Raw genomic sequence first — 21184 nt, forward strand, 5'->3', positions numbered from 1 at the left:
AACTCAGATCGAAGAATCACGCGGTGGCCGCCTCACGTCTACGCCAAGCCCCACCTCAAGGGGCCTGCCACACACCACTCTGCGGGACGCAACTCTGCGTTGATCGACTCCGTTGAGGCGAAGTAGGGGTATCAACCGCTCCGGGACACCGCTACCTGGCCCCAACGCACGCGGACCGCTCAACTCGCCGGCGGCAGACGGTTCGTCCGGTCCCGTACACGTGTGCCTCCGTTGCCAGCCAGCCCTCCTGGGCGTCGAACGCCAGCACTGGGCCGATCTTGTCCTGCTGTCTCGGACGGTCACCCATCGCGGAGGTCGGCCACCTCGACACCCGGCCGTTGGCGTCGCTTCGGCTGCTGTTGCGCCACTTGTACGCGTCCCGCTACCACCCGCACCGACCTGTGCCGACAACGCCATCACTGCTATGGGCCGACCCTCGCACCCGCACGCCGCGAAGACTGACCTACCCAGAAGGTGTATGCCGAGCTGGCATAAATATGCCAGCTCGGCATACCGCAAAGGGCAATGTGTCGGTCACCCACGACACGCCGAACCATCCCTGACAGCAGACGATCACCAGATCCCTGGTGAAGCGATCTTGGTACGGAGTGGCCCCCATAGGGACGTTTTCCACCAAGAGTCGCGCACCCGACCAGATGGATGTGGCTTCCCCTCCAGCGGACCGGGCGAGGGCGTGCCGGGGCGAGGGCGACGACAGGGACGAGGGCGGCAGGATGGCCGGTCAGCGAGGGCGGATCAGGGCGGCGTAGATGTCGAGGAGGCGCTTGGTGACCACGTCGGGGTGGAAGGTCTGCTCGTACCGCAGCCGGGCCGGTGCGGAGAGCGCGGCGGCACCGGCCCGCGCGACCGGGAGCGCGGCGGCCAACGCGGCCGGGTCCGGCGGCACCACCCAGCCGGCGGTGCCGGTGACCACGCCGGCCGGCAGCGGCGTCGGCAGCGGTGCCGGCCCCCGCCCGGCCACGACGGAGTCGACGGCGGAAGCGACGGCCGAGGTGACGGCGGCCGGGCCGGTGCCGGCGGGCTCGTGCGGGGCGTCCGCGCCGACCAGGTACGGGATGCCGCCGAGCGCGGTGCCGAGCACCGGCCGTCCGCTGGCCAGCGCCTCGATGATCACCGTGGGCAGCACGTCGTGCCACATCGAGGCGGCGATCACCACGGCACTCGCCTCGACGGCGGCGCGTACCCCGGCCCGGTCGAGCTGGCCCAGGTAGACGACGTCCGACCGTTCGGCGGCGGCGGCCTCGACCAGCGGGCGCAGCTCGCCGTCCCCGGCGACCCGCAGCGTGCCCAGGGTGCCCACCGGGTGCCGACGCCACGCCTCCAGCAGCAGGTCGAGGCCCTTCTCGGGGCTGAGCCGGGCCATGTAGAGGAATCCGTCGCCGAGCGGCGCCGGGCGGCCCGGGTCCGGCACCGCGTTCGGCTTGACCACGATCCGGTCCGCCGGGATGCCGTAGTCACGCAGGTGGTCGGCGATGGCGGAGGTGAGCGCGATGAACCGGTCCACCGAGCGCCAGGTGCCCCGGTGCACGGCCAGGGTGGTCGCCATCAGCGCGCTCTGCGCCCGCGAGTCGCGGTAGCAGCGGTGCACGATCGCCGGCACGGCCAGCGCCCGGCCCTTGCAGTCCTGGCAGATGACGCCGTCGCGGAAGTAGATCCCCGAGGAGCAGACCTGCCGGTAGTTGTGCACCGTCTGGACCACCGGCACGCCGTGCTTGTGCGCGGTCCGCACCACCCAGGGCGAGAGCAGCGGGTACGGGTTGTGCAGGTGCAGCACGTCCGGCCGGTGCTCGGTGAGCAGCCGGGACAGGTCCTGCTGGGCGCGCGGGGCGTAGATCGGTGAGATCGGCAGCAGCGCCTTGGCCGACTTCGACATCGACGGGATCTCGTCGGAGCTGCGGAGGAACGGCAGCACCTCGACCCCGGCTGCGGTGAGCTGCCCGATCTCCGAGTCGACCATCGTGTTCTCGCCGGAGGGTTGGGCTTCCCGGTACCGGTTGTGCGCCACCACGATTCTCACGGAGCTTGCCTTTCGTTCGCGAACTGCGGGACTCGCAAGCTCATTCCTCGCGCTCACGGGAAGGAAGGCTACCGTGATGTGATGCCCGAACTACCGGAGGTGGAAGCGCTCGCGGGCTACCTGCGTGAGCGCGCCGTGGGGCGACGTGTCGACCGGGTCGAGGTCGCCGCGATCAGCGCCCTGAAGACGTACGACCCGGCGCCCGGCGCGGTGTCGGGCCGGGCGGTGGTGGACGCCCGGCGGCACGGCAAGTTCCTCGACCTGATCTTCGACGGTGACCTGCACCTGGTGGTCCACCTGGCCCGGGCGGGCTGGCTGCACTACCGGGAGGCGTTCCCGTCGACCATGCCGCTGCGCCCCGGCAAGGGCCCGGTCGCCCTGCGGGTACGCCTCGACGACGGCTCCGGCTTCGACCTCACCGAGGCGGGCACCCAGAAGAAGCTCGCCGCCTACCTGGTGACCGACCCGGCGCAGGTGCCCGGGGTGGCGAAGCTCGGGCCGGACGCGCTCGGGGCCGACCTGGCGACCTTCGCCGAGCGGCTGCGCAGCCGGCGCGGGCAGGTCAAGGGGGTGCTGACCGACCAGGCGGTGCTCTCCGGCGTCGGCAACGCGTACTCCGACGAGATCCTGCACGCGGCGAAGCTCTCCCCGTTCGCGATCACCGACCGGCTCACCGACGACCAGCTCGCCGCCCTGCACGCGGCCACCCGGGCGGTGCTCGGCGACGCGGTGCGCCGCTCGGCCGGGCAGCGGGCGGCGGAGCTGAAGGGCGAGAAGCGCTCCGGGTTGAAGGTGCACGCCCGGACCGGGCTGCCGTGTCCGGTCTGTGGCGACACCGTGCGTGAGGTGTCGTTCGCCGATTCCAGCCTTCAGTACTGTGCCACCTGCCAGACGGGCGGCAAGCCGCTCGCTGACCGACGGTTGTCTCGCCTCGTACGGTGAGTGACGACACTCTCCGATTACGGAGAGGAATCATCCCTGCCGCGTGGAACCTCCCCGTCCGCGGCTCTACCCGACCCCTCATCCATCGGTATAGTGGCTCGGTCCCCGGCTTCGAAACTGACGTGGAGCCGGCCGGATCCCCGCTGGCAACACCAGACGCAATGTCCCTCGGGTTCGCGTCCGGCCCACTGGCAGCGTGGGAGACTGGAACGGTGGGCGACCCGGGCCCCTCACGGCGAGTGAGCGGCGCGTGTCATGCGGGAGGACATGGGTTGAGGTGACGACAAGCCTCCAGCGCCCGGTAACCAACACAGGCCGGAGCAAACTCGTGCGGCACGTCGACAGCTTCGAGATCCAGCCGCCGACACCGCCGTCACACAACGGCGTACCACGGTCGGCTTGGGCTCGTACGCGCCGTCGGGTGTCCCGCTGGCACCGGCCCTACACCGCGGCGCTCCTGCTGCTCGACTTCGCCGCCGTGGTGCTGGCGGACTGGTTCGCCCAGGAGGCGTTCGGCCAGGCGCGCGCCGGCTTCGACAACGCCCAGGAGGACCCGACCTTCTTCTACACGGTGGCCTTCCTGCTGCTGCCGCTCGCCTGGATGATCATCCTCTGGGGCAACCGAGCCTACGACCGGCGCTACCTGGGCCTCGGCCCGGAGGAGTTCAAGCGGGTCATCCGGGGCGGCATCGCGGTCGCCGCGACGGTCTCCTTCGTCGCCTTCGCCACCAAGACCGGCGGCCTGTCCCGGTGGTCGGTCGGCATCGCCCTGCTCGGGGCGTTGGTGCTGATCCTGACCGGTCGACTGCTGGCCCGGTTCACGCTGCACGCGGTGCGCCGCCGGGCCGGGCACGCCGGGCACCGGATGGTGCTGGTCGGCACCCTGCCCGAGTGCCTGGAGGTCTACACCGCGGTCACCCGCAGCCCGGGTGCCGGCCTGGTGCCGGTGGCCATCCACATCACCGACGGGTACGCCGCCGCGCGGGGCATCGACACCCCGGTCCCGGTGTACGCCGGCCGGGACGTCCTGGCCCTGGTCCGGGAGGTCGGCGGGGACACCATCGCGGTCTGCGGCTCGGCCAGCGCCGAGCCGGGTGAGCTGCGCCGGCTGGCCTGGCAGTTGGAGGGCTCCGGCGTCGACCTGGTGGTCGCCCCGCAGCTCACCGACATCGCCGGCCCCCGGGTGCACATCCGCCCGATCGAGGGCCTGCCGCTGCTGCACGTGGAGGAGCCGACCCTGTCGGGTCCGGCGCTGCTGGCCAAGAACCTGATGGACCGGGTCGCCGCCGGGCTGGGCCTGCTGGCGCTGATCCCGCTCTTCCTCGCCATCGGGCTGGCCATCCGGCTCTCCGACCCCGGGCCGGTCTTCTTCCGCCAGCTCCGGGTGGGCCACGAGGGCCGTACCTTCCGGGTCTGGAAGTTCCGCACCATGTACGTCGACGCCGAGGAGCGGCTGGCCGGCCTGGTCGACCAGAACGAGACCGACGGCATGCTGTTCAAGATGAAGCACGATCCCCGGGTCTTCCCGGTGGGCCGCTTCCTGCGCGCCTCGTCGCTGGACGAGCTGCCCCAGCTCATCAACGTGCTGTGGGGCGAGATGTCGCTGGTGGGGCCGCGTCCGCTGCCCGCCGACGACGGCGACTTCCTGGGCGACGTGCGGCGTCGGCTGCTGGTCCGTCCGGGCATGACCGGGCTGTGGCAGGTCTCCGGCCGCTCCGACCTGTCCTGGGACGAGTCGGTCCGGCTGGACCTCTACTACGTCGACAACTGGTCGTTGGCGTACGACCTGAGCATCCTGTGGCGGACGGTGGGTGTGGTGCTGGTCCGCAAGGGCGCGTACTGACCCTCTTGGCGTGGCGGCCCGGACAGGCCAGGATCGCGGGGTGGGTGGCAACCTCTCCGCCGTGGTCGGCGTCGTCTCACTGGTGACCGCGCTCGCCGCCGCGCTCTGGGCGGCGCTGCGGCTGCGGGGTCGGCGGGGCATCGCCACCGCCACCCAGCGGGCCACCTACGAGGTGCTGCACACCGCCGGCCTGGCCGCCGAACCGCTGCGCGGGGGGCTGCACCCGGCGGGCGCGGCGAAGGCCGTACGTCACCTGCGGGCGCTGGTGGGGGCGGCCGGGCTGGCGCTGACGGACGCCGACACGCTGCTCGCCCTGGACGGGCGGGGCGCGCACCACGGCGACCAGTTGCTCGCGGCGGCCCGGCGGGCGGCGGAGACCGGCCGCTCGACGGTGCTGGGCGAGTCCGAGCTGCACTGCGACCGGGTGGACTGCCCGGTGCGGGGGGCGGTGGTGGCGCCGCTGTCGGCGGACGGCCGGGTGGTGGGGGCGCTGGTCGCCGTCGCCGACGGGCCGCCCGCGCCCGGCCTGGTGCAGGCCACCCTGGAGACGGCGCACTGGGCGGGCAACCAGCTCGCCCTGGCCGAGCTGGACTCGTCCCGGGAGCGGCTGGCCCGGGCCGAGATCCGGGCGCTGCGGGCGCAGATCAGCCCGCACTTCATCTACAACGCGCTGACCGCGATCGGCTCGTTCGTCCGGACCGACCCGGAGCGGGCCCGGGAGCTGATCCTGGAGTTCGCCGAGTTCACCCGCTACTCCTTCCGGGCGCACGGCGAGTTCACCACCCTCGCGGAGGAGCTGCGCTCGATCGACCGCTACCTGACCATCGAACGGGCCCGGTTCGGCGACCGGCTCCAGGTGCGGTTGCAGATCGCCCCGGAGGTGCTGCCGGTGACGCTGCCGTTCCTCTGCCTCCAGCCGTTGGTGGAGAACGCGGTGCGGCACGGGTTGTCGCGCAAGCCCGGCACCGGCATGGTGAGCATCGAGGCCCGGGACGCGGGCGCCGAGTGCCACATCACGGTGGAGGACGACGGAGTGGGGATGGATCCGGCCACGCTGACGGCGGGGATCGCCGAGCTGGCCCGGGCCGGCAGCGACCCGGCCGACGACCCGGGCCAGCACGTCGGCCTCTCCAACGTCGACGAGCGGCTCCGCTCGGTCTTCGGGGACGGGTTCGGCCTGGTCGTCGAGACCGGCCCCGGTTCCGGTACGAAGGTGAGCCTCCGGGTGCCGAAGTTCCATCCCGGTGTACGGGCGGGCTCGTGACCGCCACCGGTTTCCTGCGGGTGCTGGCCGTCGACGACGAACCACCGGCGCTGGACGAGCTGGCGTACCACCTGCGGGCCGATCCCCGGGTGGCCCGGCTGCACACGGCGGGTGACGCCACCGAGGCGCTGCGGGTGCTCCGGGACGCCGACGTGGACGTGGTCTTCCTGGACATCCGGATGCCCGGGTTGGACGGGATGGAGCTGGCCCGGGTGCTGCGCCGGTTCGCCCGCCCCCCGGCGATCGTCTTCGTCACCGCGTACGACGACGGGGCGGTGGACGCGTTCGACCTGGGTGCCACCGACTACGTCCGCAAGCCGGTACGCGCGGAACGGCTGGCCGAGTCGCTGCGCCGGGTGATCGGTTCCCGGGTGGTGCCGTCGCACCCGGCGGCCCTGGCCCGGGCGGAGGAGGATCCGACCATCCCGGTGGAGCTGGCCGGGACGACCCGGATGCTGCCCCGCTCGGCGGTGCGCTGGGTGGAGGCGCAGGGCGACTATGCGCGGCTGCACACCGCCGACGGTTCGCACCTGGTCCGGGTGTCGCTGGCCACCCTCGCCGAACGCTGGGCGGACGCGGGTTTCGTCCGGATCCACCGGTCGTACCTGGTGCAGTTGAAGCTGATCGGCGAGTTGCGCCTGGTCAACTCGGGCTATGTGGTGGTGATCGACTCCACCGAGTTGCCGGTCAGCCGGCGGCACACCCGGGAGTTGAAGGACAAGCTGGTCCGGGCGGCCAAGCAGGACTGGAGCCGGTGAGCCGGGCACAGCCGAGCCGGCGCGGGGCGGTAGCGCGGCCTCCGACGGGCGAAGGGCGCCCCGGCGGCAAGCCGGGACGCCCTTCGCGTGACCAGGGTCGGTGCCACCCGACGGATCCGCCGGAGCGCCCTTTCCGGAGCGCGGTCAGCCGCGCCGCGTGACGCGGGGACCCGAGTCGTACACCTTCACCCGATCGGCGTTCGCCGCCATCGCCTGGGCGACGGTCGTCGAGCTCGCCGTACCGGAGTAGAGGTACATCGTGCCGACCACGTCCGCCACCAGGTGCGTGGTGCCGGAGAGGTTGTGCACGTTGAACCCGTCCTGCGGGCCGATGGCGCTCAGCACCCCGTTGGACACGGTCTGTCCCGCCGCCGGGTTGAGGTTGCTCGCGGACGGCCTCGACAGGCCGTAGTCCGCCGGCCAGACCGTGATCACCGTGTTCTTGGTCGGCGACACCGCGGTCACGTTCATCGCCAGCACCTCGGTCGCGTCCGTCACCAGGCTCGGCGGCGCGGTGACCTTGCGAACCGTGCCCGCGCCGAGCGCGGCCGGCAGGCCCTGACCGGTGCGGCTGTCGGCGATCCGGGTCGGGCTCAGCGGCGTGAAACGCAGCCCGTCGGGGACCGTCCCGTCGTCCATCACGCCGACCACGTCGATCACGATGTTGGACGTCTGGGAGGTGTAGACCGCGAACGCCGGCATGTAGTAGCCGTTGCTGTTCCAGACCTGACGGGTCTTGACGAGCGCCAGGTTCGGCACGACCTTGCCGGCACCGTAGTTGACGGTCGAGGACGTCGGGACGTCACCCTCGCCGGACCAGGCGGTCAGGAAGCCCGCCTTCTTCGGCGAGACGGCGGTGATGTTCACCACCAGCGCCCGGATGTGCGGGCTGAAATCCGCACCGAAGTTGACCGCGCCGTCGGTGTAGTAACCAGCCGGAAGGGCCCCGCCGTCGGTCCGACTGTCCCAGAGCCGGAACGGCTTGAACCACTGGTACTGGCTACCCATGCCCCGGCTGGCCAGCGTGTTGTCACCGGCGTAGAAGCCGACCACGTCGACCACCACGTCGACGCTGCCAGCGTGGTTGTAGACCGACACCTTGCCGCCGGACCCGAGCTTGACGGTGACGTTGTTGGACCCGAGCCAGGACTTCCGGAAGTTGATCGACGATGCGGTCGGCCGGCTCACTCCCGCCGGGTACAGGGTCAGGAAGCTGCTCGCGGTGGGGCCCGTCACCGTCACGTTGAGCACCACCGAGCCGACGCCGTTGCCGGGCACACCGCCCCGGCCGGTGACCTGGAGGTCCACCTTCTTGCCGGCACCGATCCGGGCCTTCGGCGCACCCAGACCGCTCCGGGTGTCCATCAGTCGCTTCGGTGCCAGCGGGTAGTAGGTGCCCCGCACGCCGTCGACGCCGGTGGCGATGAGCCCGACGACCGTCCGGCCGTAGGTGCTGCCGTCGGCCAGTTCGAGTGCGGCGAAGCGACCGCCGGGGCGGTTGGGCTTCGCCACCACCGACACCGTGCAGGTGGCGTCAGGGGGCAGGGTCTGCCCGGTGCAGGTGTTGCCGCTCACCGAGAACTCGGCGGCATCCCGACCCGCGAGACTGGCGTCGCCGAAGGTGACGGGCACGCTGCCCTGGGAGCGGACCGTCACCGTGCGGGAGGCGCTGCCGGCGGAGACCTCGACGCTGCCGAAGTTCAGCGGCACCGGGGTGGTGGTCGCCGCGGTGTAGTCGACGTCGGAGTTCCACCGGACCTCGCCGTGGATGCCGTTCGGGTTGGTCTCGCAGTGGAAGTCGTAGGCGGCGGCGAAGCCGGTGACGACGTGCGTCTGCGCGTCCTCCACGACCTGCTTGACGGTGAGCGAGCCGAATGCCTCGTTGCAGCCCGTTCCACCACCGGAAAGGTCCAGCCCGGCGTGGGTGGAGTCCCAACTGCGCCGGGTCTCATAGGTCTGACCCGCCACGAAGCGCTGCCCGTACGGTGGGACCGCGTCGATGCGGAGGTACTCGCCGGTGCCGTTGGCCCGGGCGGTCAGCCGTACTCCGGCGTCGCCGAAGGCGTACGCGTACATGGTGGCGTTGCTGGCGTCGTACACGCCCGGGTTGGTGACGGTCGAGCCCCATGCCTGACCGACGTCGATGGTGAGGGCCGTATACGGCGCGGTGGGAGCGGCGAGCGCCACCCCCGGCAGTCCGGCCAACGCACATGCCCCGGCAATACCCATGCCGAGGAGAGCGCGGAAAGTGCGCATGAATACCCCGTGAAAGAAGGAAGAGGGATTGTGCAGCACACCCTATGGGTGGTGATCACCAGCGGCAAGGCCGTTACGGCGGAATGCCAAGAAAGGGCATTCCGCGCTTACCGGATCAGCGCCCGGCGATACGTTCCCGGCTGAACTCCCGACCGGCGGCCGGTTGATCCGCCATCCCCGTCCCGACGGGGGAGAGACGGTTCCCAATAGGCGAGGGCGCCCCGGCCATTCGGCCGGGGCGCCCTGCTTGTGCGATGTCGCTCAGCGACGGCTGGAGGACGGAACCGCCTCCGGCTTGGCCGCGCCGGCCTTCAGCGACGTGGCCGTCTTGGGCGCCACCGGGGTCGGGTAGTAGAACGTGCCGACCACGTCAGCCACCAGGTGGGTGCTGCCGGAGAGGTTGTGCACGTTGAACGCGTCGTTCGGGCCGATGACCCCGAGCACGCCGTTCGAGACGACCTGGCCCGCGTACGGGTTCAGGTTGCTCGTGGTGGGCTTGCCGAGGCCGTCGAAGTCCGCCGGCCAGGTGGTGATGACCGTGTTGTTGGTCGGGGTGACGGCGGTGACGTTCATCGCCAGCACCTCGGTCGCGTCGGTGACCAGCTCGGCCGGCGCGGTGACCTTGCGGACGCCACCCGCCGGGATGGCGCCGTTGATGCCCAGGTTCGAGCGGCTGTCCACGATCCGGGTCGGGCTCAGCGGCGCGAAGCGCATGCCGTACGGGGACTCGCCGTCGTCGACCACACCGACCAGGTCGGTGAGGACGTGCGCCGCCTGCGAGGTGTAGATCTTGAACTTCGGCGCACCCGGGGTGCACCAGTTGTACTGCTCGCTGCCGGTGCAGGGGGTGGTCTGCACGAAGGACAGGTTCGGCACGTTCTTGCCGGCGAGGTAGTTCACCGTCGAGGCGGCCGGCCGGGCACCCGCGCCGGACCACGCGGTCAGGAAGCCGGACTTGGCCGGCGAGACCGCCGTGAGGTTGAAGACCAGCGACTTGACGTGCGGGTTGTAGTCGTCGCCGAAGTCGAGCGAGTATTCCAGGGTCTCCCCGGCCGGCGGCTTGCCCGCACCGTCCTCACGGGTGTCCCAGAGGCGCTCCGGCACGTACCACTCGTACTGGCCGCCGTTGCGGTTGGCGAGGCTGTTGTCGCCCGCGTAGAAGCCGACCACGTCGACGACCACGTCGGTCGAGCCGCTGTTGTTGTAGACGGAGACCTTGCCACCGGCGCCGAGCTTCACGGTGACGTTGTTGGAGCCCAGCCAGCCCTTGGCGAAGTTGACCGAGGAAGCGGTGGGCCGGGCCTCGCCCGCCGGGTAGGCGGTGAGGAAGCTGGCCGCGGTGGGACCGGTGACGGTCACGTTCAGCACGACCGCGCCGACGCCGCTGGTCGGGACGCCGCCACGGCCGGCGACCTGGAGGTCGACCTTCTTGCCGGCGCCGATCTTGCCGACCGGGGCACCCACCCCGGTGCGGGTGTCGAGCAGCCGGGCCGGCGCGACCGGGTAGTAGGCACCGGTGACATCGTCGAGCGCCGCTGCGGCCTTCAGCGGCGCGGAGACCGGAGCCGCAGACGCCGTGCCCGGCACCACGGCCAGTGCGCATGCTCCGGCGAGAGTGACGCCGAGGATAGTACGGATTTTGCGCATAGAGACCCCGTGTTCGAAGAGGAATAGGGATTTGCCGCCCAAGCGTAGGGGGCCAGGTCAATGCCGGCAAGGCCGATACAGGTGATCTACCGACAACTTTCCGCACCGGACGAATCAGACTTAATGGCTCCCTAATTCTCGGCCGACCGCCGTCGTCCACAGGGACGCCACGTTGTCCACAGGTTGTCCACAACCCCGGTGGACGACGCTTGACATTCGGGCCGGGCCGGCGAGACTGCCGGGGTGACCGCCCACGACGATCCCGTCCCGTCGCCCCGGGCACCCGGCCCGCCGGCCGCCGGGGCAGCCGGGCCGCCGTCCGGGCGGGCACGGATCGTGCTGGCCGAGGTCTCCCGCCGGGACGTCCGCGCCGACCACACCCGTACCGAGCTGGCCCAGCAGACCCGGGTCGGCGAGGCGCTCGTCCGGGGCCTGGTCCGGGCGCAGTTGACGCTCGCCCTGCGGATGAGCCTGCTGGTGCTGGTCGGGCTGGGCGGGCTGCCCTGGCTCTTCGCGATCGCACCCGCCGTCGGCCGGCTCACCGTGCTCGGCGTCAACCTGCCCTGGCTGCTGCTCGGGGTGGTCTCCTTCCCCTTCCTCATCGTGGTGGGCTGGGCGTACGTGCGGCTCGCCGAACGCAACGAGCAGGACTTCACCGACCTCGTCCAGCGGCCGGAGCGCTGAGATGGGCAACGACTACGTCGTCCCGGCGATCGTCGCGGTGACCCTGGTCACCGTCGGCATCGGCTTCTACGGACTGCGACTGGCCCGTACCACCTCGGATTTCCTGGTGGCGTCGCGGACGGTCAGTCCGACGTGGAACGCCGCCGCCATCGGCGGGGAGTACCTGTCGGCGGCGAGCTTCCTCGGCATCGCCGGGCTGATCCTCAAGTACGGCGTCGACGTGCTCTGGTATCCGGTCGGCTTCGCCGCCGGCTACCTGGCGCTGCTGCTCTTCGTCGCCGCGCCGCTGCGCCGCTCCGGCGCGTTCACCCTGCCCGACTTCTGCGAGCTGCGGCTCGGCTCCCGCCGGCTGCGCACCCTGGCCACCGTCTTCGTCATCTTCATCGGCTGGCTCTACCTGGTACCGCAGTTGCAGGGCGCCGGGCTCACCCTGGCCACCGTGGCCGGCTCGCCGTACCCGGTCGGGGCGCTGCTGGTCGCGGCGGTGGTCACCGCCAACGTGGCGCTGGGCGGGATGCGGGCGATCACCTTCGTCCAGGCGTTCCAGTACTGGCTGAAGCTGACGGCGCTCGCCGTACCCGCGATCTTCCTGGTCCTCCAGTGGCAGGCGGACGCCCGCCCGGCGGTGACCCCGCCCGACGGCCCGGCGTTCCGCACCGCGACCACCGTGGTGGTCGAGCACCGCGCCGCCCTCACCCTCGCCGACGGCACCATCCGGGAGGTACGCCCCGGCGACGAGCTGTCGTTCGCCGCCGGTGACCCGGTGCCCGAGGTCTCCGGGGTGGCCACCGGCGCCGCCGACTGGCTGCTGCCCAGCACCGCCGGGGACGACGACCGGGGCCTCTTCGCCACCTACTCGCTGATCCTGGCCACCTTCCTCGGCACCATGGGGCTGCCGCACGTGCTGGTGCGCTTCTACACCAACCCGGACGGGGCGGCGGCCCGGCGCACCACCCTGGTGGTGCTGGCCCTGGTCGGCGTCTTCTACCTGCTGCCCACCCTGTACGGCGTGCTCGGCCGGATCTACGCCCCGCAGCTACTGGTCAGCGGGCAGACCGACGCGGTGGTGGTGCTGCTGCCCGGGGCGGCGCTGGGCGACGGCGTCACCGGTCGACTGCTCGCCGCGCTGGTCGCCGCCGGGGCGTTCGCCGCCTTCCTCTCCACCTCGTCCGGGCTGCTCACCAGCGTCGCCGGGGTGATCTCCACCGACGTGCTGGGGCGCGGCTCGGTACGCGGCTTCCGGCTGGCCACGGTGATCGCCGGTGGGGTGCCGGCGCTGCTCGCGCTCAACGTCTCCGGGCTGGACGTCTCCCAGGTGGTCGGGCTGGCCTTCGCGGTCGCCGCGTCCAGCTTCTGCCCGCTGCTGGTGCTGGGCATCTGGTGGCGCGGGCTGACCGACCTCGGGGCGGCGGCCGGCGTGCTGGTCGGCGGCGGCGCGGCGATCGGGGCGGTGCTGGTCACCGTGCTCGGTCCGCCGCTGGCCGGCTGGCCGGCCACCCTCACCACCCAGCCGGCCGCCTGGACGGTGCCGCTGGCCTTCACTGTGATGATCGCCGTCTCGGTGGCGACCCGACGCCGGGCACCGGCCGACGTCGGCGCCACCATGCTCCGCCTGCACGCCCCCGAGTCGCTGCGTTCCTGACCGGTCCGGCAGAGCCGCTGGGCGGCGCAGAGCCGGTCCGCCGCCGCTGGCCGAGCCCGGTCCCGCGACTGTCACCCGTGACCCGGATGTCCGGTTGCCCGCGGCGGCCGTCCGTCTGTGGGATGACCCGGGATCGTCCCCGGGCGGGAGCGACCGTTGGGCCAGGCCGGATACGGTCAGAGCCATGACTGGTGAGCATCCGGCGCTGGCGCTGCATGGCCTGGCGAAGCAGTTCGACGGCAAGGTCGCGGTAGCCGGGGTGGACCTGACCGTCCCCGCCGGCTCGTTCTACGGCCTGCTCGGCCCGAACGGCGCCGGCAAGACCACCACCCTGTCGATGGCCGTCGGGCTGCTCCGGCCCGATCACGGTCAGGCCCGGGTGCTCGGGCACGACGTCTGGGGCGACCCGGTGGCGGCGAAGCGGCTGCTCGGCGTGATGCCGGACGGCGTCCGGCTCTTCGACCGGCTCAGCGGGGCGGAGCTGCTGGCGTACCACGGTCTGCTGCGCGGGATGGACCCGGCGGTGGTCGACCAGCGCGCGGCGGAACTGCTCGACGTGCTGGCGCTCACCGACGCCGGCCGGACCCTGGTGGTCGACTACTCGGCCGGCATGAAGAAGAAGATCGGCCTGGCCTGCGCGCTGCTGCACGGCCCCCGGCTGCTGGTGCTCGACGAGCCGTTCGAGGCGGTCGACCCGGTGTCGGCGGCGCTGATCCGCGACATCCTGCACCGCTACGTCGTCGGCGGCGGGACGGTGGTCTTCTCCAGTCACGTGATGGAGGTCGTGGAGCGGCTCTGCTCGCACGTGGCGATCCTGGCCGAGGGCACCATCAAGCGGGTCGGCACCCTCGCCGAGGTGCGCGGCGGGCGCTCCCTGGAGGATGTCTTCGTCGAGGTGGTCGGCGGCCGGACCGCGACCGGCGAGGAGCTGGCGTGGCTGTCCCGGTGACCGCGCCCGCCGAGCCGGTCAGGACGGTCTCGCCCCGGCACTTCGTCCGGCTCAAGCTGCGCGTGATGGGCAACAACTTCCGTGGCCAGGGCTGGCGGATCGCACTGTTCGTGATCGGCGTCCTGGTGGGGCTCTGGTTCGCGGCCGGCGGGTTCCTGGCGTTCGCCGCGCCCGGCTTCGCCGACGAGCCCCGGTACGCGCTGATGGTGGCGGCGTTCGGCGGCGGCCTGCTGGTGCTCGGCTGGCTGCTGCTGCCACTGGTCTTCTTCGGGGTGGACGAGACCCTCGACCCGGCCCGCTTCGCGCTGCTGCCGATCCCCCGGCGCACCCTGGTCACCGGGCTCTTCGCGGCGGCCCTGGCCGGCGTCCCGGTGCTCGCCGTGCTGCTCGCCGCCGCCGGGCTGGTGGTCAGCGCCGCCCTGCTCGGCGGTCCGGCGGCCGGGGCCGTCGCCGCCCTCGGCGTGATCGCCGGCGTGCTGCTCTGCGTGGCGGCGAGCCGCGCGGTGACCAGCGCGTTCGCCACCATGCTGCGGTCCCGTCGGGTACGCGACCTGGCCGCCGTGCTGCTGGCGGTGCTGGCCGCGCTGCTCGGTCCGTTGCAGATCGTGGTGCTGGCCGCGTTGCGTACGGCCGACTGGGACCGGCTGGTCGGGGCGGCCCGGATCGTCGGCTGGACCCCGTTCGGCGCGCCGTGGACGATCGGCCTGGACGTGGCCGAGGGCCGGGCCTGGGCGGTGCCGGTGAAGCTGCTGATCACCGCGCTGACCATCGGCGCGCTGCTGGTGTGGTGGTCGCGGTCGCTGGAGTCGGCGATGGTCGGCGCGGCCAGCGCGGCCCCGGCAAAGGGCCGGCGCGCGCCGTCCGGCGGCGCGGTCGCGCAACTCTTCCCCCGGGCGGTCGGCTGGGCCCGACGGGACCGGTTCGGCGCGCTGGTGGCCCGGGAGTGCCGCTACTGGTGGCGGGACGCCCGGCGGCGGGCCAACCTGATCACCATCGCGGTGGTGGGGATCTTCGTGCCGGTGATGGTCAACGTCGGCGGTGCCGGCTTCACCGCCGACGCGGAGGGGTTCCGGGCCACCGGTGACCCGTCGCCGGTGCTGCTCAGCCTCTCGATGCTCTTCGTCGGTGTGCTCGCCTCGGTGACTCTCGCCAACCAGTTCGGCTTCGACGGCAGTGCCTACGCGGCGAACGTGGTCGCCGGGGTGTCGGGCCGGTTGGAGCTGCGGGCCCGGATGACGGCCTTCTCGACGTACGTGCTGCCGATGCTGGGTGTGGTGGCACTCGTGATCACCGGTGTGCTGGGCCGGCCTGGCTGGTTCGGGGTGGCGGCGGGCGCACTGCTCGCCGCGTACGGCACGGGGCTGGCGATCAACGGATTCATCTCCGTCCTCGGGGCGTACGCGCTGCCGGAGACGAGCAACCCGTTCGCGATGAACACCGGCGCCGGACTGGCGAAGAGCCTGCTCACCCTCCTGTCGATGGTCGGCTCGGCGGTGGCGGCGGTGCCGATGGTGGTGGCCGCCGCACTGCTCGGCGACGTCTGGCTCTGGCTGGCCCTGCCGATCGGCGCCGGGTACGGGGTGGGCGCGGCGTGGCTCGGGTCGTACCTGGCCGGGGACGTGCTGGACCGCCGGATGCCGGAGCTGCTGGCCACCGTCACCCCGCGCCGCTGACACCGGATGCCACTACTTCCATGATTCTGTGAAGGCTGTCGACCGCACCAGCTCCGCCGGGGCCGCAGGTAACGGCCCCCGGGGGGCCGGAATCTTTTACGATCCGCAGGCTGACTGGGACGGGGCGGCACAATGTTTCACGTGAATCATGAGCCGGGTGCCGAGATCCACCACACCGACCCGTTCGCGGCACCGGCCGGGCAACGCTCCCCGGCGCGTCGGCTGCGCGGCCGGTTGGCCGCGCCGGTCACGCTCTGGACGGCCCCCGGCCCGGCCGGGCTGACCGTGTCGTCCACCCTGGTCGCCGAGGGGGAGCCGGACCGACTGCTCGGGCTGGTCGACCCGGAGTCGGACCTGTGGGCGGCGATCGAGGAGGCGGGCCGGTTCGCGGTGGCCCCGCTCGGCCCGGCGCACCGGCAGCTCGCCGACCGGTTCGCCGGCCTCTTCCCGTCCCCGGGTGGCCTCTTCGCCACCGGATCGTGGACCGACACCCGGTACGGACCGGTGCCGGCCGACGCCGGCGGGTGGGCCGGCTGCCGGCTCGACACCGCCCGCGAGTACGGCTGGGCGCTGCTCGTCGAGGCGACCATCGAGTCGGTCGACCTGGCCGAGCAGACGACACCACTGCTGCACTACCGGGGCCGCTACCACGACCTCCGCTGACCCCACCCACCTGGCGATCCCCGTTGTGGTCGCGCGGGTGGAGATCGATTCACCACCACCGACCCGGGTCGACCGGGTCGGTGAGGGTGGGACGACCGTTCAGCGGAGTGACCTGGGTCACTCGGCGCAGCCAGTGGACCGCTCGGCGCAGCCGCCGACCGGCGTCGATCTCAGCCTTCCCCGGCGGGGAGCGCGCTCTCTACCGTGCGCGAAACTCCCCAACGCCTGTGAAGGTGGTGATCCACAGATGTCCACGGACACACCCGCGCCCGCCCCCGCCGAGTCGGCGGCGGAGCGTTACCTGGCCGTACAACGGTCGGACGAGTTCGTCGGGTTGCGCCGCGCGCTGCGCGGCTTCGTCTTCCCGATGACCGTCGCGTTCTTCCTGTGGTACGCGCTCTACGTGATCCTCTCCGCCTACGCGCGGGACTTCATGGGCACGAAGCTCTTCGGCAGCAACGTCAACGTGGCGCTCATCTTCGGCCTGCTCCAGTTCGTCTCGACGTTCCTCATCGCCTGGTTCTACTCGCGGCACGCCGACCGGAAGCTCGACCCGATCGCCGACCGCATCCGCGCCGAGATCGGGGAGGTGACCCATGCTGACGGACCTCGCGGCTGAGGCGGGCAGCAGCACCGCCCGCAACCTCACCATCACGCTCTTCCTGGTCTTCGTGGCGATCACGCTGGCCATCACCATCTGGGCCAGCCGGCAGACCAAGACGGCCACCGACTTCTACGCCGGCGGCCGGTCCTTCTCCGGCTTCCAGAACGGCATGGCGATCGGCGGCGACTACATGTCGGCCGCGTCGTTCCTCGGCATCGCCGGCATCATCGCGCTGTACGGCTACGACGGCTTCCTCTACTCCATCGGCTTCCTGGTGGCCTGGCTGGTGGCGCTGTTGCTGGTCGCGGAGCTGCTGCGCAACTCGGGCCGGTACACGATGGCCGACGTACTGGCGTTCCGGATGCGGCAGCGGCCGGTGCGGACCGCCGCGGCGGTCTCCACCATCACCGTGTCGATCTTCTACCTGCTGGCCCAGATGGTCGGCGCGGGCGCCCTGGTCGCGCTGCTGCTGGGCATCAAGCCCGGCACCACCTTCCTCGGCATGGACGCCGACACCGCCAAGGTGGCCACCATCATCATGGTCGGCGCCCTGATGATCATCTACGTCACCGTAGGCGGCATGAAGGGCACCACGTACGTGCAGATCGTCAAGGCGTTCCTGCTGATGGCCGGCGCGCTGGTGATGACCCTGCTGGTGCTGGCGAAGTACAAGTTCAACCTGTCGGACCTGCTCGGTGACGCCGCCGCCACCTCGGGCAAGGGCAACGCGTTCCTCGAACCCGGGCTCCGGTACGGCGTGGAGGTGGCCGGCAACGCCACCCAGACCTTCTACAACAAGATGGACCTGCTGTCGCTGGGCATCGCCCTGGTGCTCGGCACCGCCGGCCTGCCGCACATCCTGATCCGCTTCTACACCGTGCCCACCGCCAAGGCGGCCCGCAAGAGCGTGCTCTGGGCGATCGGCATCATCGGCACCTTCTACCTGCTGACCCTGGCCCTGGGCTTCGGCGCGGCGGCGCTGGTGGGCGGCAAGGACATCGTCGCGCAGGACAAGGCCGGCAACACCGCCGCACCACAGCTCGCCGAGGCGCTGGGTAAGGACTTCCTCGGCGGCGACCTGGGCGGGGCGACCCTGCTGGCGATCATCGCGGCGGTCGCGTTCGCCACCATCCTGGCGGTGGTCGCCGGCCTGACCCTGGCGTCGTCGTCCAGCCTGGCGCACGACTTCTACGCCAACGTCGTCAAGAAGGGGCAGGCGTCGGAGCGGCAGGAGGTCCGGGTGGCCCGCCTCTCGGCCCTGGTCATCGGCGCGGTCTCGATCGCCCTGTCGATCTACGCGCAGAGCCTGAACGTGGCCTTCCTGGTGGCGCTCGCCTTCGCGGTCGCCGCCTCGGGCAACCTGCCGGCGATCCTGTACAGCCTGTTCTGGAAGCGGTTCAACACCTCGGGCGCGGTCTGGGCCATCTACGGCGGCCTGCTCTCCGCCGTGTTCCTGGTGTTCTTCTCGCCGGTCGTCTCGGGCGCGCCGACCTCGATGTTCCCGGACCACGACTGGCAGTGGTTCCCGCTGTCCAACCCGGGCATCCTCTCCATCCCGTTCGGCTTCCTCTGTGGATGGATCGGCACCGTCATCTCCAAGGAGCACGACGAGGAGAAGTACGCCGAACTGGAGGTACGCGCCCTCACCGGAGCGGGGGCGCACTGACCGACCGGCACCGGAGCCCCCGGCGCGGTCGCGTCGGGGGCTCCGCCGTCTCCCCGGCCGCCGCCACACCGCCGACCGACCCGGCCACGGCACGAATGGGCCAAGGGCACGACCGGGCCAAGGGCACGACCGGGCAAGGCACGACCGGGCCAAGGGCACGACCGGGCAAGGCACGGACCGGCGCGCGGGCACGCCCGAGGATTCGGGCCGAAGGGCGTCCGAACGCCCCGCTGAGTAGGCTGACCGGCATGAAGGTTGCCCAGCGTTTCGGAAGCGGTCACCGCGTCCTCGTCACCGGCGGCGCGGGATTCGTGCCGTCGCACCTGGTAGACGCCCTGATCGAGCGCGGCTGCACGGTCATCGCGCTGGACAACTTCGTCACCGGCTCGAAGGACAACGTCGCCCACCTGGCGGAGCACCCGCGCTTCACCCTGGTCGAGGCGGACATCGCCGAGGGGCTGCCCACCCACCACCCGGCGCTGGCCGAGCGGCTCGACGCCATCCTGCACATGGCGTCCCCGGCCAGCCCGACGGACTTCGAGAAGCTGCCGGTGGAGATCCTCCGGGTCGGCTCGGTGGGCACCCTGCACCTGCTCGACCGGGCGACCGCCGACGGTGCCCGGTTCCTGATGGCCTCCACGTCGGAGGCGTACGGGGACCCGAAGGAGCACCCGCAGCGGGAGACGTACTGGGGCAATGTCAACCCGGTCGGGGTGCGCAGCGTCTACGACGAGGCGAAGCGCTTCTCGGAGGCGGCCACCATGGCGTACCACCGCAACCGGGGGCTGGACGCGGCGATCGTGCGGATCTTCAACACGTACGGCCCCCGGATGCGCCCGGACGACGGCCGGGCCATTCCCACCTTCATCTCCCAGGCGCTGCGCGGCGACCCGATCACCGTGCACGGCACCGGCGAGCAGACCCGCTCGATCTGTTACGTCAGCGACCTGGTGCACGGGATCCTGCTGCTGCTCGACTCGACCGAGACCGGGCCGATCAACTGCGGCACCGAGCACGAGCTGAGCATGCGGCAACTCGCCGAGACGATCGTGTCACTTTCCGACAGCACGTCACAGGTGACCTACATCACCCGCAGCGCGGACGATCCCGAGATGCGCCGTCCCGACCTGACCCTCGCCCGCGAGCTGCTGGGCTACGAGCCGACGGTCTCACCCGATGAGGGCCTGCGACGCACGATCGACCATTTCCGCGAGCGGCTAGGGTAGCTCCCCCGCGCCACGCGGGACGGCACCCTGAGCTTCACGTTCAGCCAACGCTCGACGGGCCTACGTACGCTGAAACACATGTCAGCGACCTCGTCTGCCGGCGCCTCGCTCCCGTACCTGCACCGGAGCGCGGGCCGTGCCTCGGTGCCCGGCCCCGACCAGAGCGCCGCCGGGCGCGCCCGGTCGTCCGGCGCCCAGTGGTACCCGTCGTACGGCGACGGGCAGCCCCGCCCGGGCGGACCGGGCGGGCCGGGCACACCTCCCGGCCCGGGTGGACCCGGCGGGTCGGGCCGGCGCGGTCCGCGACCGCGTTGGGGCCGGATCGCCCTGGTCGCGGGCGTGGCGGTGCTGGTGCTGGCGCTGCTCGGCGGGGTGGGCGCCTGGCTCTACACCCGCAACCTCAACAACGACCTGGCCCGCACCGACCCGTTCTCGGAGATCACCGGCGGCCGGCCGGCCAAGGCGGTCGACGGGGCGCTGAACATCCTGCTGGTCGGCTCCGACTCGCGGGACCCGGACGCGCCGGTCGACAAGCAGGGTGAGTGGCGGGCGGACACGCTGATCGTCATGCACATTCCGGCCGACCACAAGTCGGCCTACCTGGTCTCCGTGCCGCGTGACCTGTACGTGCCGATCCCGGAGAGCGCGGGCGCGGACTGTGGCTCGGGCCAGCGCCACAAGATCAACGCGGCGTTCGCGTTCGGCGGCCTGCCGCTGGCGGTACGCACCGTGGAGTGCTTCACCGACGTCCGGATCGACCACGTGATGGCGATCGACTTCGGCGGCTTCAAGGAGGTCACCGACGCGCTCGGCGGGGTGGACCTGAAGGTGGACCAGAGCATCACCTCGATCCACAAGCCGTACCGGAAGTTCACCAAGGGCACCATGCACATGGACGGCGCCACGGCGCTGGACTGGATCCGGCAGCGCAAGCAGTTCCCCCAGGGCGACTTCGCCCGGATGCGCCACCAGCAGGAGTTCCTGCGGGCCCTGATGGACAAGGCGGCGAGCACGGGCACGCTGACCAATCCGAAGAAGCTGAACGGGTTCCTCCAGTCCGTCACCTCCGCGGTCACCGTGGACAACGGCTTCTCGCTCGGCGACATGGCGTTGCAGTTCCGGAGTCTGCGCGGCGAGAACCTGACCTTCCTGACCAGCCCGAACGCCGGCAGCGAGACGATCAACGGGGAGTCGGTGGTGGTCTCCGACCGGGAGAAGGCGCTGGCGATGTACAAGGCGATGTCCGCGGACACCATGGCGGACTGGATGGCGGCCAACAAGAAGGCGGACGCGCCGGGGAACTGAACCGTCCCGGCGGCGGGGACTGCC

The 21184-nt window shown here is 71.7% G+C and carries 15 protein-coding genes and 1 pseudogene; 13 read left to right on the plus strand and 3 right to left on the minus strand.

From position 1 onward, the window contains the following. Positions 1 to 742: 742 nt before the first annotated feature. The gene (locus ACIQG9_RS25740) at positions 743 to 2038 is read right to left on the minus strand and encodes a glycosyltransferase (protein WP_400407167.1); all 1296 of its coding nucleotides are present in this window, start codon (positions 2036 to 2038) and stop codon (positions 743 to 745) included. A gap of 81 nt (positions 2039 to 2119) precedes the next feature. Here ACIQG9_RS25740 and ACIQG9_RS25745 point away from each other — a divergent pair, with 81 nt between their 5' ends. The 4 genes from ACIQG9_RS25745 (at position 2120) to ACIQG9_RS25760 (ending at position 6845) form a co-directional block, all read left to right on the plus strand. Further along, a complete protein-coding gene (locus tag ACIQG9_RS25745) occupies positions 2120 to 2980 on the plus strand; it encodes an Fpg/Nei family DNA glycosylase (RefSeq protein WP_400407170.1) in 861 nt (286 codons plus the stop codon). 328 nt (positions 2981 to 3308) lie between these two features. Then, positions 3309 to 4823, plus strand: a complete 1515-nt coding sequence (locus ACIQG9_RS25750; protein WP_400407173.1) for a sugar transferase — start codon at positions 3309 to 3311, stop codon at positions 4821 to 4823. Between the two features lie 40 nt (positions 4824 to 4863). Continuing rightward, the gene (locus ACIQG9_RS25755) at positions 4864 to 6087 is read left to right on the plus strand and encodes a sensor histidine kinase (RefSeq protein ID WP_400407391.1); all 1224 of its coding nucleotides are present in this window, start codon (positions 4864 to 4866) and stop codon (positions 6085 to 6087) included. Beyond that, positions 6084 to 6845 (plus strand): LytR/AlgR family response regulator transcription factor, encoded by a 762-nt coding sequence (locus ACIQG9_RS25760; protein WP_400407175.1) that lies wholly within the window; start codon positions 6084 to 6086, stop codon positions 6843 to 6845. Before ACIQG9_RS25755 ends, ACIQG9_RS25760 begins: the two co-directional genes overlap by 4 nt. 144 nt (positions 6846 to 6989) lie before the next feature. On the opposite strand, the gene ACIQG9_RS25765 is transcribed toward ACIQG9_RS25760, so the two are convergent. After that, entirely contained in the window at positions 6990 to 9101 is a 2112-nt protein-coding gene (locus ACIQG9_RS25765; RefSeq protein WP_400407177.1) for a choice-of-anchor D domain-containing protein, read from the minus strand. 261 nt (positions 9102 to 9362) lie between these two features. After that, complete coding sequence (locus tag ACIQG9_RS25770; RefSeq protein WP_400407180.1) at positions 9363 to 10748, minus strand: hypothetical protein; 1386 nt, start codon at positions 10746 to 10748, stop codon at positions 9363 to 9365. Between the two features lie 333 nt (positions 10749 to 11081). On the opposite strand from ACIQG9_RS25770, the gene ACIQG9_RS25775 reads away from it, so the two are divergent. The 9 genes and pseudogenes from ACIQG9_RS25775 (at position 11082) to ACIQG9_RS25815 (ending at position 21160) form a co-directional block, all read left to right on the plus strand. Next, positions 11082 to 11432, plus strand: coding sequence for a hypothetical protein (locus ACIQG9_RS25775; protein ID WP_400407393.1), 351 nt, complete (start codon positions 11082 to 11084; stop codon positions 11430 to 11432). A 1-nt stretch (position 11433) separates the two neighbouring features. After that, a complete protein-coding gene (locus ACIQG9_RS25780; RefSeq protein ID WP_400407183.1) occupies positions 11434 to 13074 on the plus strand; it encodes a cation acetate symporter in 1641 nt (546 codons plus the stop codon). Positions 13075 to 13258: 184 nt separating this feature from the next. After that, positions 13259 to 14023 (plus strand): ABC transporter ATP-binding protein, encoded by a 765-nt coding sequence (locus tag ACIQG9_RS25785; protein ID WP_400407186.1) that lies wholly within the window; start codon positions 13259 to 13261, stop codon positions 14021 to 14023. Next, complete coding sequence (locus ACIQG9_RS25790) at positions 14008 to 15696, plus strand: ABC transporter permease (protein WP_400407188.1); 1689 nt, start codon at positions 14008 to 14010, stop codon at positions 15694 to 15696. The genes ACIQG9_RS25785 and ACIQG9_RS25790 overlap by 16 nt, the downstream gene beginning before the upstream one ends. A 120-nt stretch (positions 15697 to 15816) precedes the next feature. Continuing rightward, a pseudogene (locus tag ACIQG9_RS25795) lies at positions 15817 to 16359 on the plus strand (flavin reductase family protein); the annotation flags it as partial. Positions 16360 to 16606: 247 nt separating this feature from the next. Next, the gene (locus tag ACIQG9_RS25800; RefSeq protein ID WP_400407191.1) at positions 16607 to 16978 is read left to right on the plus strand and encodes a DUF485 domain-containing protein; all 372 of its coding nucleotides are present in this window, start codon (positions 16607 to 16609) and stop codon (positions 16976 to 16978) included. Beyond that, positions 16956 to 18629, plus strand: coding sequence for a cation acetate symporter (locus ACIQG9_RS25805; RefSeq protein ID WP_400407194.1), 1674 nt, complete (start codon positions 16956 to 16958; stop codon positions 18627 to 18629). Before ACIQG9_RS25800 ends, ACIQG9_RS25805 begins: the two co-directional genes overlap by 23 nt. Positions 18630 to 18877: 248 nt before the next feature. Beyond that, positions 18878 to 19855 carry an NAD-dependent epimerase/dehydratase family protein gene (locus tag ACIQG9_RS25810; protein WP_400407197.1) on the plus strand — a complete coding sequence of 326 codons (978 nt, stop codon included), beginning with the start codon at positions 18878 to 18880 and terminating at the stop codon, positions 19853 to 19855. Positions 19856 to 19933: 78 nt separating this feature from the next. Further along, a complete protein-coding gene (locus tag ACIQG9_RS25815; RefSeq protein ID WP_400407200.1) occupies positions 19934 to 21160 on the plus strand; it encodes an LCP family protein in 1227 nt (408 codons plus the stop codon). Positions 21161 to 21184 lie beyond the last annotated feature (24 nt).

Source organism: Micromonospora sp. NPDC092111, assembly GCF_044755745.1.
Lineage (GTDB): Bacteria > Actinomycetota > Actinomycetes > Mycobacteriales > Micromonosporaceae > Micromonospora.

Bases quoted from the DNA above. Each gene is read 5' to 3' on its own strand.
- ACIQG9_RS25745 (WP_400407170.1), top strand. From the start codon at position 2,120: ATGCCCGAACTACCGGAGGTGGAAGCGCTCGCGGGCTACCTGCGTGAG.
- ACIQG9_RS25765 (WP_400407177.1), bottom strand. From the start codon at position 9,101: ATGCGCACTTTCCGCGCTCTCCTCGGCATGGGTATTGCCGGGGCATGT.
- ACIQG9_RS25770 (WP_400407180.1), bottom strand. From the start codon at position 10,748: ATGCGCAAAATCCGTACTATCCTCGGCGTCACTCTCGCCGGAGCATGC.
- ACIQG9_RS25780 (WP_400407183.1), top strand. From the start codon at position 11,434: ATGGGCAACGACTACGTCGTCCCGGCGATCGTCGCGGTGACCCTGGTC.
- ACIQG9_RS25785 (WP_400407186.1), top strand. From the start codon at position 13,259: ATGACTGGTGAGCATCCGGCGCTGGCGCTGCATGGCCTGGCGAAGCAG.
- ACIQG9_RS25800 (WP_400407191.1), top strand. From the start codon at position 16,607: ATGTCCACGGACACACCCGCGCCCGCCCCCGCCGAGTCGGCGGCGGAG.
- ACIQG9_RS25805 (WP_400407194.1), top strand. From the start codon at position 16,956: ATGCTGACGGACCTCGCGGCTGAGGCGGGCAGCAGCACCGCCCGCAAC.
- ACIQG9_RS25810 (WP_400407197.1), top strand. From the start codon at position 18,878: ATGAAGGTTGCCCAGCGTTTCGGAAGCGGTCACCGCGTCCTCGTCACC.
- ACIQG9_RS25815 (WP_400407200.1), top strand. From the start codon at position 19,934: ATGTCAGCGACCTCGTCTGCCGGCGCCTCGCTCCCGTACCTGCACCGG.